This is a genomic window from Thalassotalea litorea (genome assembly GCF_005843925.1).
GTDB lineage: Bacteria > Pseudomonadota > Gammaproteobacteria > Enterobacterales > Alteromonadaceae > Thalassotalea_A > Thalassotalea_A litorea_A.
This window is the reverse complement of record NZ_VCBC01000002.1, coordinates 254,028-267,124: the sequence shown is the minus strand read 5'-3', so window position 1 is coordinate 267,124 and position 13,097 is coordinate 254,028. Positions and strand designations below refer to the sequence as shown.

The window sequence follows — 13,097 nt, the reverse complement described above, 5'->3', positions numbered from 1 at the left end:
TTTTGATCAAAGGGACGTTTTCTGTGATTGCCGGAATTTTCAGAGCCAATATAAAAGGGTGGGTTTGGCCTTACGGTTTTGGTCATTAAGGGCCATTATAGTTATAAACTAGGTTTGCGCTTTCAATATTACAATTCAATGCTGCGATAAATTTTTATAGGACATAAAAAAGCGAGGTTGTTAGCCTCGCTCTTTCTATCAAAAATAATGACTTATCAGTTTGTAGAGTAGGGAGCGGATTCACGAGTGATAATATGAGAAAGCAAATAGCGACTAAAGTCTTCTTCGCTCAGAGGCTTAGAATATAAATACCCTTGCAGTTGTTCACACTGTTTGGATTTTAGGTAATCCAACTGGTTTTGATTCTCTACGCCCTCGGCTACCACATCAAGACCCAGGTTATGGGCGATGGTGATTATGGTCGCAACCATGTTTTTACCTTGTTCCGATGCTTCAATATCATCAACAAACGCTTTGTCTATTTTTAATGTATTGAGCGGGAACTTTTTCAGGTAAGCTAGCGATGAATAACCAGTACCAAAATCATCCAGGGATAAATGAATCCCCATGCTTCTTAGTCGATGCATGGTTTCAATAGCTTCCTGCGGAGAATTCATTACCGTACCTTCGGTGATTTCTAACTCAAGATATTGAGCTGGAAGTCGACTTTCAGCCAAAATAGACTCGATCATATGAACTAGGTTTGGTTGTCTAAACTGCACTGCGGAAAGGTTTACCGCGATTCGACCATCAAATACGCCTTTATCAACCCATACTTTGGTTGCGTGACAGGCTTTACGAAGGACATTTTCGCCGATTTCAATGATTTGTCCGGTTTCTTCGGAAATTGGAATAAAGATATCTGGACGAATTAAGCCTTTGGCTCCTGCTTCAAATCTAACCAATGCTTCCATGCCACTAACCTTGCCGGTAGTGATATTGATCTTAGGTTGATAGTAAACACTGAACAAGTCTTCTTTAAGACCATGTCGGATCAGGTTTTCAACCTGCAGCCTTTTCACTGCCAGGGTATTCATCGAATCGTTAAAGAACTGATAACAATCACCGCCCTTGTCTTTGGCATGATACATGGCGGTATCCGCGTTTTTTAGCAGTTCATGGGAGTTCACACCATCTTCGGGGAATAAGGCAATACCGATACTGCATGACAGGGCAATTTCCTGATTACGGATATTGTAAGGCTCTGCAACGGCTCTAAGAATTTCATCGGCGATGGTAGTGATCTCATGAAGATCGTTGGTGCCTTCAATAATCAAGCTAAATTCATCGCCGCCAAGGCGATAACAGGTATCTTTTAGATTACCTACTGTGGCAATTCGCTCTGTCACTTTACACAGTAATACATCACCGATTTGATGGCCCAGGGAGTCATTAATCTTCTTAAAGTTATCTAGATCAAAGACCAGTAACGCGTGCACGGTTTCCTGATTAACCAATATGGTGTGGTTAGTCTGAAAGTAAGAGCGATTCGGTAGTCCTGTCAAGGTATCGGTATTCGCAAGCTTGCGTAATTCTTTCTCGGTTTCCTTACGCTTAGTTATATCAGAGAAAACCCCTACATAATGGGTAACTTTCTGGTTTTCATCACGAATAACATCCATGGTGATATCGATAAGGTAACGTTGACCATTAAGGCGCTTACTTTCAATTTCGCCTTGCCAGGAACCATGATGAATCAGATTTTTCTTTAGGTTTTGCAAAAAGCTTTGCGGATAGGACTTAAACTCCAGTGCACGGCCTATGGCCTCTGAACGTGTTTGCCCGGTAATCCTCTGGAACGAAGGATTACAATCTACGGTTTTAAACTCTTCATCGTAAACAACTACGGCATCGGAAATATTGGCAATACATTTGGCGAATAATTTTAAGCTTTCTTCCGTTTGTTTAATCTTTGAAATATCTTTGATTGTCCCTGTCATTCGAGACGGCGCATTATTGATATCACGCTCAACCACTTTGCCTCGGTCTAACACCCAGGTCCACTTGCCTTCTTTATTTTTAACGCGATACGCAGCTTCAAAGTGATCGGTTTTTTCGGAAAAATGCTCATCCAGCGCAATATTCACCCGGGTAGAATCCTGGGGGTGAATATTGCCTTTATTTGAACTGTCCTGCTTATTGCGATGACCATCCTGAGGGAAATCGAGGATCCCCCAAATATTTGAACGGAACATTTGACCGGTTTTTATATTCCAGTCCCACATTTCATCGCCAGAACCCCAAAGCGCCAGTTTCAACCGCTCTTCACTTTCTTTGATTTGGTAATTTACCAATTGTTTCTGCTTGGCCTGACGGTAAAAATAAAATACAACGCACAGAAATAGTAAGCCATAAGCTGCCCAAGCCCAATTCGTTAACCACCAAGGGGGAAGAATATTTACTGTTAATGATGGCGCATTTTTATAGTCTTTTGAGTTAGAACTAAATGCCTGGACCTGAAACTCATAACTTCCGGGATCTAATTTCGTGTAGGTAGCACGTTTATTCGACGAGTCGGTGTACACCCATGAATCATCTATACCATCCATTTTATAACGATATTTCACTTCACTGGAAAACGTTGCGTTTGGTGAGGCGAATTCAACACTGAAAGGGGATTGATCATACTTTAAAGTAATATCTTCGGATAGATAAAGCTGCTTAGTATTTGCCTGGCTATCTGAAAAAGTAATTACATCCGAGGAATTTACTCGTTCATTGGCGATTAGCAAATGCATATTTTGCGGTGGGTTAATGACTTCAGATTCCAGCTTGATATTATATGGGAAAAAGCTATTGAAACCGTTAACCCCACCGAAATAAAACTTGTTGTCATTAGCTTTCAAATAAGAGAATGAGAAAAATTCATCTGCTTGTACACCTTGGTTGATATTATAATTTTCAACTTTCTGAGTGACTGGATCTAAGCTGGTTATTCCTTTGTTGGTACTTACCCAAGCTATTCCTTCATCATCAACTAATAGACCCGCGATTTTATTATTTGCAAGGCCATTGCTTTCCGTGAAATGAATTAATTTGTTAGTTTGTTTATTTAGCGCTGCAGCACCTTTGCCATCAAAGCCAAACCAATAGTAATCTTTGGACTCTTGAATAGCGGTAATGGAGTCTCCTGAAAAAATATCGGACTTTGGTATGTCCAGTACCTTAAATTTCTCTTTTTCTATATCGAATAAATAAATTTCTTCATTGGCACTATATGTCCAAATATTGGCATCTGAAGCAACATTGATCGCATATAAGTCGTTAGATTTCCCTCGCTCGAGGGTAAAAGCTGTTAATGTTTTGTCTACAGGAGAGTATCTATAAAGCTTGGATGCCGACGAGCCAAACCAGAAAGATCCTTTAGTAAATATGTAGTCTAGGCGACCATGCTGTTCGGAGTATCCCTGCAGCCAGTCATCTTGTTGCGTGAGGTCTTGTGTCACCATGTCATAATTTAACAGCGTTTCTTTATTGGTAATGATCCAAAGATTTCTTCGGTCAGCATGTATCGATGAAATGGTATCCTCAAGATCTATATCTAATTTACCAACGGTAGTTGAATTTGGAGTTTGATAGTAAATGCCGTTGCTCTCTGACCCAATTAATATCGTGCCGTCGTCTGCCTCGGTAAATGCGCTGATATTTTTTTTGTCGTTGAAGTTACCTGATAGGTGATGAGTAAAAAGGGAGGATATTAAATTATACCTGCTAACCCCGTCATAAAATGTTGCTAACCAAATTGAATTTGAATTGTCTTCGAATATGGTAAATATAAAAGTTTTAGTAACTTCATTAGCGTTATTAGCTGAAGATTCCAAAAAATAAATTCGCTCATCGACTAAATCCAGCTCCAAAAGTCCGGCCTCTGTGCCGAGCCATAAAAACCTATCATCGACTTGATGAATGCTTCTGACGCTATTATTGTTTTGCTCATTTGTATAATTATGGGGCAGGTAGTGATTGGTCACAGTCATTTCTTTATCAATGGCATAAACACCATTTCCTGTAGCAAGCCATATTTTCTGGTTTACCTCAGTTATTTCAAAAATAGATTGTGCGTTGACATTTAGCTTCCAAATGTTTTCTCCATTGGCTGCTGATATGAAATCAAGATCTTTGTTAACGAAAAACAGACCATTTTCGTATGTCCCTAGCCAGTAATTGCCGTTTGAGTCCTGAAAAATGCTTTTAATGTCTCGGATAACTGAACTGTAACTTTTGAAGTTAACAACAGTGAAATTTTCAGTTGTAGCATTATATTTATGAAGGCCTGAAGCAGTTGCTACCCAAAGGTTGTTGTCATTGTCTTCGTAAATACTCCAAACCGTATTATCTTTAAGTGAATTTGAATTACCTTTTTCATGGAAGAAGTTATCGAAATTATTCTTTGTAGCATTGTATCGGCTGAGTCCATCAACAGTTCCAACCCAAAGAGTGTTTTTACTATCCACAAAAACAACTCTAACAAAATTATTGGCCAGAGAATTAAGACTGTTTGCCTGATATCTGTAGTGTGTGAACTCATATCCATCAAACCGGTTAAGCCCATCTTGGGTTGCCAGCCAAATAAAACCATGATGATCTTGAGTTACGGACATAACAGTACTTTGTGAGAGTCCTTGCTCCACAGAAAACTGCTGAAATTTAAGCGGTGGTTGTTCTGCAGTGGCAACAAAACTCAGACAGAGACTGATAATCAGAAAAAGTTGATGAAAAAGCGGTACATGGCAAGCATGCTTTTTTTTATTATTGATAAAGTGCACAAGTAAACCCTGAAAGCTACAACTCAGTTATTAGTAACAATACATTAACTAAGGATTCTTATTATTCGTCGAATAATTTATTCGACTTTTATTTGACGTCGAAAATCATCTTAAAACAAATGGCCGATAAATTAAAGCGATGAAGGAATTTACGCGCATTAACTCGTTAATTTTTCAATGGATATTGTTGGTGAAATGTGCCGATATTGGTAAACACTAACGATTTGTCTTTAGGCGTTGTCGGCTCCGTGCCCGGCAGTACAGTACTTAATATAATGGGTTGTATACCTGAAGGCCTGGTTAACTGAGTTTTAACAAACTCCAGAACTTTGGTTTGTGTCAATTGCTGGATTTCGCGTTTAAGTATCAACCGGTTGTTAAACTCATAATCGTGATTGCTAATGCTATGCCAGAATCGCTGACTACGGATCCTAGGACCTGAGTCCTTAGCATCAAGCTGATTAATAATGCCTTGCTGCAATTTTTCCCAGCCTTCTATCTGCGTCTTTTTTGCAAAATTTTCGAAAAACGCCATCATTTCCGTTTCAATCGCTTGTGGTGAAAATTGCGGTGACTGAACAAAACATGCAATCCCTGGGTAACGGTTCATCGGCATGTAATTCACCCCCAATAAATACCCTAATTGTTTTTCCGTTCTTAATTGATGAAAAAACTGCGGAGCAAGCACCTGACTGGCAATGATGGCCATGGCTTTGCTGGTGAAGTCTTTATCGGGCATCGGGAAATAGATAACACAGGCATTATCATTATCCGCGATAGGTACAGGGATATGGGCAGGAACAGTATCTTGAAAGTCGATAATGTCAGGCTGCACCAACGCCGTTTCTTTTATGGTTGCTTCAAGGTGTTTTTCTATGCTTTTAGCGATGAGCAGTGCATCGGATTTTGGCCAGTTGCCGTAAGCAAAGGCTTCAACACTCAGTTGCTGAAAAAGTTTGGCGCAAAAATCGGCGAAGTCATCAAATCCAACATTTGTCAGGGCAGTGGCAAGTTGTAAGGCATGCGGGCTATAGGGTTTAAATAAGCCATTTAACACCGCAAATAGCTGTGCTACGGGCTTTCCTTGTCTAATATCTTGCCAATTGTTGATCAGTTGCTTTTTGAATAGCTTAAATCTCTCAAGTGGTAATGAGTGGTCACATATTGCGGTCAAAAGGTTATCAAGAAGCAAAGGTTGTTTTTCACTAATGCCAGATATCTGTAAGGTAATTCCGCCTTGATGAGCATAGATTTGATAGTGTATTCCGGCGAGCTCCGCCTGATAATTTTGTTCCTGTACAGATTCACTGAACAACTCGACAAATAGTCGGGTCATGGCAATGTGCTTATCCGATTGCGTTGTGAAACCAGATTCCAGGCTTACAAAGATTTGCCCTTTTGGCGAGCTGAATGTTTTGTCTTGTTTAAACCAAAAATTAAACCCCGGCCGTTGGTAAATTTTTATCGGAATGTCCGTTGTTTCTCCGCGATACAATCTAGGATCTGCGACAATAAAAGGGTTTGCGAGTGGCAGTCTTAACTCTTCGTGGATGCTAACATCCTGCCACCGCATTAATCGCTGTTGATCAATATCGCTAAGGTGATAGGGGGTTTTATACCAGCGGCTAATTTTGCTGGTTGTGACATTTTTTCGAACCTCCATAATGCGCATGTTTTCGGGGACGAAGTAACCCAGAAACTGCTGTAAAAGATCAGGATTAAACGATTCAATCTTATAGTCACCGTATACATAATCTTGTTGCGGATAATGCTGCATATTTATCGCCAACTGGTTGACGTTATCCAAAGGTTTACTGGTTTCTTTATAATTGAATGCAAATTCCGTCAACGCCTGTTTTTCATTGAAGTATAATTCTTGGATCCCTGCTTTTTTTAACAAACGCAGGTAGGAAAATAGCAGTTCAATGATTTCTGTTTGATAGCGTTCACCCACCTCGGTAAGTGCAATACTGATGTTAAAATCTTTAAAGTTAGAGCCATTAACCCCACCCCCAGAGGTCAAAGCCATTGCCCATTGGCGTTTCTTCAATACGGATAAAATACTCCCCGGACCTTCGTGACCTAATAAATAACTTAAATAACTTACCGGTTTATTTTCGTAGTAATCGTCCAGGCCCGGTAAAGCAAAAGTGATGATCAGTTTTCGTTGTGACTGCTGTGGAGGGATCGAAAGTTGGATGGCAAGATCTTCTTGTCGATAAAGCGGTTCAGAAATGACAGGTTTAGGGTGCGATGGCTTTCTGACAGGTGCAAATAATGATTCGATCCAAGGTTGAACTGTCGTTAACGGATAAGGCGATTCAACCGCCAATGTCATTGCTTTAGCATGGTAATGACTTTGAAAAAATTGTTGCAAGGCTTGTTGCAATGACCGCTCAGGCCGGTCTTGCAGTGTTGTTAGATTCCCGACGGAAAACTTACTAAATGGGTGGTTGGGGTTTACCGTTTCCTTTTGTGCGTCATAAATGCGGCGGGAATCTTCTTTTAATTTCATTTGAAATTCAGCATCGACATTATTTCTTTCGGTTTCAATATGCGCTACAGCAAGCAGGGGTTCACTGAAAAAACGGCTAAAACGCTCCAGTGCCGGCTCAAAAAACTCACTGTCGATATCAAAATAAAAGCAGGTATGCTCGGACCCCGTCCAAGCATTGTTCGTACCATTGTGCTGACTGATAAACTGTTGGTATTCACCGCTATCCGGGAAACTTTTCGTTCCTAAAAACAGCATGTGTTCGAGAAAGTGGGCAAGTCCCTGAGTATCGTCTGGGTCATCAAAATGCCCTGCATTGACGACAATAGATGCTGCAGCGCGAGTGGATTCGTTGTTTTCGACAACGACTGCCCGTAAGCCATTCTCTAAGGTTATGGGATGGTAGAGCCGGTGATCGTTAGGGCTGGTTTTCAATCAAATCTCCATGCTGTGCGAGTCTGCCGCTTTTTGGCTCGTCAGGCACCCGTTAATTAAAGCTTTGACCAGAAATTGTGCTGCCCAATTATTCGGCCCAATACACAATAATATAGTTGAAAATAACAAGGAGGATAAGATTAAAAAAGAGCCCGACGATTGCCAGGCTAGAGGTAAAGTTTAGGGTTTTAAAGTTAATACGTTGGTTTTTAACAGGCTGAGTATCTCTTCGGCGGTATTACCGAGTAATTTGCCGGTAATTCCAGTGCGTCCTATTGTACCAACAACAACGAGTCCAGCATGCAATTTTGCCGCGGTACTGGGAATGACTTTTTCCGGTTTACCAGCATTGACATGAAAGTTTTCTGGAGGAATGCCGTAGGTTTTCCCTAGGTGGTTAATCTTGTTGATTAAATCCTGACGTGCATCTTCTTCAACCTCATCTAGAAACTGAATGCCAAAATCCCGCAGAATATCAGGCACAACAGGGGTATAGCAGACATGAAGAGGAACATCGAAAACCGTCGCTAAATATTTAGATGTTGCGAGAATTTTCTCGTTAAGTCTCTGTTTTTCTTTTTGTTCTGTTTGTAAGTCTATTGCCGCTAGAATACCACTTCGGGTGCGCCATTTTTTTTCGGCGACAATTAACACCGGAGCCGGGCATTCTCGAATCAGATGCCAGTCTGTTGGTGTATAAAACATTGTTTCAGAGCGATGTCCGGTTTTCATTACCATCACCGGGTTATTCGATTCTGCATAGGTATTAACCCAGGTATGCAGGTTTTTCTCCCAGACGATCTCAAAACTAAAAGGAATTTCACCGTCCAGTAGCTGCCCTAATTGTTCCTTGGCTTTTTCATTTAAGCGAGTAAGCAATGATTGCTTTAGAGCTTCTCCTTTGCTACCCATGCCTCGCAGATTCTCATAGTAAAAATACACAATGTGCAGTTTTACATCATCGGCAATGGATAAGCGCTTTGCCTGCTCAATGGCAGTCGTTGTTTCAAAATTGGGATCTGCAACTACAAGCACGTTGCGCATTGAATTCTCCAAACTCTATTTGACCTATTGTTAAGATTAATGTTTTTTGCCAGAAATTGCTTTGATTTAGAACAGAAATTTTCTTTAAAAATTAGTAGCTAAGAAAGAGCATGGGGTTTTTAAAGTCATTGTTGACGTTTGCGCCGGTATTGATTTGACTAATACCGTAATTAAATTTCAGTTTTTTGTTTAAGGTGAATTATCTCGACTATATTTTTATGAGGCGGTGGTGTTTAACCCGCTGTCTTTGGATAGGTCAAAGCACTCTGTTATTGCCTATATGACAGATTCCGTGTTCAGGAGCAGGAAGTAAAGCCAGGCACGCTTTGATTTGAGTACCTCTTAAAATATGGAAGACTTATGAAATACTTGGTTACAGGCGCTGCGGGCTTTATCGGTCATTTCGTGGCAACTCGTTTGTGTGAACAGGGGCACGAAGTTGTTGGTTTGGATAATCTTAACGACTATTACGATGTCAACCTCAAATTATCACGTCTAAATAAACTGCAGAAATTTTCCAGCAAACAACAATCGCAAAGTTTAGTGGCGGGTTCGGATATTGTTTCTCAGTCACAGGCCAACCCTCAATCAGGACTGTTTCGCTTTGTGAAGCTTGATTTGGAAGACCGAGAGTCGATGGCTGAGCTTTTTGCGCGAGAAAAATTTCAAAGAGTCATTCATTTGGCGGCACAAGCTGGAGTGCGCTATTCAATAGACAATCCCATGGCTTATGCCGATGCCAACCTAATTGGTCATTTGGCCGTTCTTGAAGGGTGTCGTCATAACAATGTTGAGCACTTAGTGTATGCCTCGTCTAGTTCAGTTTATGGGCTAAATAAACAAACGCCGTTTGCGACCTCAGATAGCGTTGATCACCCAGTATCGCTATATGCCGCGACTAAGAAAGCCAATGAGTTAATGGCTCATAGCTATTCTCACCTCTACGGTATTGCCACCACTGGCTTGCGTTTTTTCACGGTTTACGGGCCATGGGGACGTCCGGATATGGCGTTATTTAAATTTACCAAAGCCATGCTTTCTGGCGAGCCCATCGATGTATACAATTATGGCGATATGAGTCGAGATTTCACTTACATTGACGACATCGTTGAGGGTATAATACGCGTGCAAGAAAATATCCCTGCGATAAATACAGACTGGTCTGTCGAGGGCGGTTCTGCTGCGACGAGTTCGGCACCTTACCGAGTGTTTAATATTGGTAATGGTAGCCCGGTGAAATTGATGGATTTCATCAAGGCGCTAGAACAATCGTTGGGGATGGAAGCGAAAAAGAATCTGTTACCTATGCAACCGGGTGATGTACAAAAAACCTTTGCAGAGGTCGAAGATTTATACTCAGTGACCGGACATCGCCCGCAAACATCGGTGACCGATGGGGTGGCAAATTTTGTTCGCTGGTATAAAGAATATTACCAACACGTGAATTAATTTAATCCGTATTTGTTATGATACGGACCTAATTCCGTGGTAAAAAGTAAGTAGAAAAAGAACTAAATAAGGAAGTAATATGTCTGTAAACGCAGGAAAGAGTATTCGCAAAGCGGTTATTCCTGTCGCAGGGCTGGGCACAAGGATGCTACCTGCCACCAAAGCTATCCCTAAAGAAATGTTACCTGTGGTGGATAAACCACTGATTCAATATATCGTCAACGAATGTATCGCTGCTGGTATCAAAGAAATCGTTTTGGTAACTCACTCTTCGAAAAATGCCATTGAAAACCATTTTGATAAGTCATTTGAGTTGGAAACGTCATTGGAGAAGCGCGTTAAACGCAAACTTCTTGATGAAATTCAGGCAATTTGTCCAAAAGATGTGACCATCATGCATGTTCGCCAAGGTGAAGCAAAAGGTCTTGGACATGCGGTTTTAAAAGCGCTGCCTATCGTCGGTGAAGAACCATTTGCCGTGGTATTACCTGACGTTTTGATTGATGACAGTACATCGAATCCGAAAACTGAAAACCTTGCGGCAATGCTGTCTCGATATGACGAGACAGGGCATAGCCAAATCATGGTAGAACCAGTTCCAATGGATAAGGTAAGTTCATACGGTGTTGTCGACTGTAATGGCAATCAATTATTAGAAGGTGACTCTGCTGCTATGTCAGCGGTTGTTGAAAAACCTGCAGTAGAAGATGCCCCGTCAAATTTGGCGGTAGTGGGACGTTACGTCTTGTCTAAAGAAATCTGGCATTTACTTGAGTTTACACCACCGGGCGCCGGTGATGAGATTCAGTTAACCGACGCCATTGCGAGTTTGATGAAAATCGAAACCGTTGAAGCTTTCCATATGACCGGAAAATCACACGATTGTGGTTCTAAAATGGGGTATATGAAAGCCAATGTAGAATATGGTTTGCGTCATCCGGAATTAGCGGAAGGCTTTAAGGCATATTTGCAATCGGTTGTCAAATAGCTACGCCAATATTATTACGGCAATAAAGCGTAATTCATTAAAAAGGCCTTGATAGAAATATCAGGGCCTTTTTGTTTTCAGCGCAGTATGTTTTCGCATTGGTTGTATGTGATCTGTTGCAAACCCGCCGTGAGTTACGACGCTGAAATATCGATATTCAAACATTGATAAAGATTGAATAGGTGCCGAATAAATTCCGATGGTCTTTCTACATGAGGGTAGTGTCCAGTTTCAGCCATCGCAATCGCGGTGGTTTGTGGCTTTATTTGCCGATATCTTGCGATCATTTGCGAGCCGCTAATCGGGTCATCGTCTCCGGCGATAAGCCCCGTAGGGACAGATGTCGCCTCCAGCGTGCCTTCCCAACGTTGCTGGTAGGTTTTTCTTTCATTCATATACTTAATCAATTGTGGAAATACCCGTTTGCCTTGTTGCAGGTTGAGTAATTGCCAATATTGCTCAAGTTGCGACTCATTAAGCGGCACTGAAAAGATGCTCTCCATCGATTTTTTAAAGTGTTTAAATCCGATCAAAGGCGCAATTATTTTCCCCAACGCAGATGCGAGCAATTTTTGAATCAGCAATGGTTGATGAAAGTCCGCAAAGATGCCGCCATTAGTGAGTATTAAAGACTGAATATCGCCTTTGCTCTGCATGCGAGCGACCAGCTCGATGGCGACGGTGTCTCCAAAATCATGGGATAAAATGTGGAATCTATCGATATTCAAATGCTTGAGCAATGCTTGAGTAATATCCGCCTGAAGAGAGATTGAGTAGCCGGTGTTAGGTTTGTCGCTACAGCCAAAACCGAGAAAATCTAACGTCACCAGGCGAAACGAGTTACTGAGCTGCGGCCATATCGCGGCGAAATCCCAACTGCAGGTTGGAAACCCATGAAGTAATAGCAATACTGGTTTTTGAACGGTCGAGAGGGTGTCTTCTGGTGCTTGGGTAACATTTTCGCGAAAAAACACCTGGTCGTTACCATACTTAAAAAACAGGCCTTTTTTATACCAGCTATCGGCATGATTGAGCGAGGTGTCTGACATGTTATTGATAGTCAAATTGATGCTCGCTAAACAATAATTGTGCCTGCGTCCAAATGTCTCCAACCTGGCCATCCCCGACTGGTTTATTATCGATGGCGATCACCGGAGCAATCTGCTTGGTTGAACTGGTGAGCCATACCTCATCGGCATTAAGTACTTCCTCTTTGCTGATAGCACGTTCTGCAACGTGCAAAGACGAGTACTTTTTCAAGACATCCAACAAAATAAATCGAGTGATACCTGGCAATAACTGGCTATCTAACGGCGGTGTAGCGACACTACCACTTTTGATTACGAAAGCATTGCAGGCTGCCGCTTCGGTTAATCTATTTTCTTCTGAAAAAAGCAATACTTCATCATAACCATCTTTAAAACCTTGTTGAAAGTGCATGACGTTGCCAAGTAATGCCGTGGATTTTATATGGCAGCGCTGCCAGCGTAAATCCGGCAAGGTTCTTACCCGATAGGTTCTTACTTGATCTTTATTAGCGTTTGGCGCAGGTGGTATCGCAAACGTATAGGCAAAAACCGTTGGTGCAATATTTTCAGGGTAGGCATGGAAACGCGTTGGGCTTGTGCCTCGTGATACGTGCAAATAGACACCAAGATCGCCTTTGCCGTTCTTAGCAACGAGTCGCTCGCAGATTTCAAGCCATTTGCTCCGTTCATAGTTAAGATTTATTTCTACCTCACTAAGCCCTTTAATCAGACGTTCGATGTGCGGGGTAAATCCAACAAATTTACCATCATAGCTTGGGATCACTTCATAAATACCATCGCCAAACAAAAAGCCCCGATCCATCGGTGAAATCTTTGCCTGATCTGCACTTATGTATTCATCATTTAGAAATACCCAATTCATACCTTGTTTT

General features: G+C 41.5%; 7 protein-coding genes. 2 read left to right on the top strand and 5 right to left on the bottom strand.

Annotated elements, in window-relative coordinates:
* Positions 1-215 precede the first annotated feature (215 nt).
* The 3 genes from FE810_RS01565 to FE810_RS01555 form a co-directional block, all read right to left on the bottom strand.
* Entirely contained in the window at positions 216-4,601 is a 4,386-nt protein-coding gene (locus tag FE810_RS01565; RefSeq protein WP_138318264.1) for an EAL domain-containing protein, read from the bottom strand.
* Between the two features lie 331 nt (positions 4,602-4,932).
* Positions 4,933-7,695 (bottom strand): insulinase family protein, encoded by a 2,763-nt coding sequence (locus FE810_RS01560; protein ID WP_138318263.1) that lies wholly within the window; start codon positions 7,693-7,695, stop codon positions 4,933-4,935.
* A 180-nt stretch (positions 7,696-7,875) separates the two neighbouring features.
* On the bottom strand, positions 7,876-8,739 hold the full coding sequence (locus FE810_RS01555) for a universal stress protein (RefSeq protein WP_138318262.1): 864 nt from the start codon (positions 8,737-8,739) through the stop codon (positions 7,876-7,878).
* A 360-nt stretch (positions 8,740-9,099) separates the two neighbouring features.
* On the opposite strand from FE810_RS01555, the gene FE810_RS01550 reads away from it, so the two are divergent.
* Together FE810_RS01550 and galU are read left to right on the top strand one after the other, a co-directional pair.
* Complete coding sequence (locus tag FE810_RS01550; protein ID WP_138318261.1) at positions 9,100-10,188, top strand: NAD-dependent epimerase; 1,089 nt, start codon at positions 9,100-9,102, stop codon at positions 10,186-10,188.
* Between the two features lie 79 nt (positions 10,189-10,267).
* A complete protein-coding gene (gene galU, locus FE810_RS01545; protein ID WP_138318260.1) occupies positions 10,268-11,176 on the top strand; it encodes a UTP--glucose-1-phosphate uridylyltransferase GalU in 909 nt (302 codons plus the stop codon).
* 134 nt (positions 11,177-11,310) lie between these two features.
* Here galU and FE810_RS01540 read toward each other — a convergent pair whose 3' ends face one another.
* A complete protein-coding gene (locus tag FE810_RS01540; RefSeq protein ID WP_171022189.1) occupies positions 11,311-12,240 on the bottom strand; it encodes an alpha/beta fold hydrolase in 930 nt (309 codons plus the stop codon).
* On the bottom strand, positions 12,227-13,087 hold the full coding sequence (locus tag FE810_RS01535) for an aminotransferase class IV (RefSeq protein WP_138318258.1): 861 nt from the start codon (positions 13,085-13,087) through the stop codon (positions 12,227-12,229). The genes FE810_RS01540 and FE810_RS01535 overlap by 14 nt, the downstream gene beginning before the upstream one ends.
* Between the last annotated feature and the right edge of the window lie 10 nt (positions 13,088-13,097).

Coding starts and splice junctions, on each gene's coding strand:
- FE810_RS01565 (WP_138318264.1), bottom strand. CDS start 4,601: ATGTCCGTAACTCAAGATCATCATGGTTTTATTTGGCTGGCAACCCAA.
- FE810_RS01555 (WP_138318262.1), bottom strand. CDS start 8,739: ATGCGCAACGTGCTTGTAGTTGCAGATCCCAATTTTGAAACAACGACT.
- FE810_RS01550 (WP_138318261.1), top strand. CDS start 9,100: ATGAAATACTTGGTTACAGGCGCTGCGGGCTTTATCGGTCATTTCGTG.
- galU (WP_138318260.1), top strand. CDS start 10,268: ATGTCTGTAAACGCAGGAAAGAGTATTCGCAAAGCGGTTATTCCTGTC.
- FE810_RS01535 (WP_138318258.1), bottom strand. CDS start 13,087: ATGAATTGGGTATTTCTAAATGATGAATACATAAGTGCAGATCAGGCA.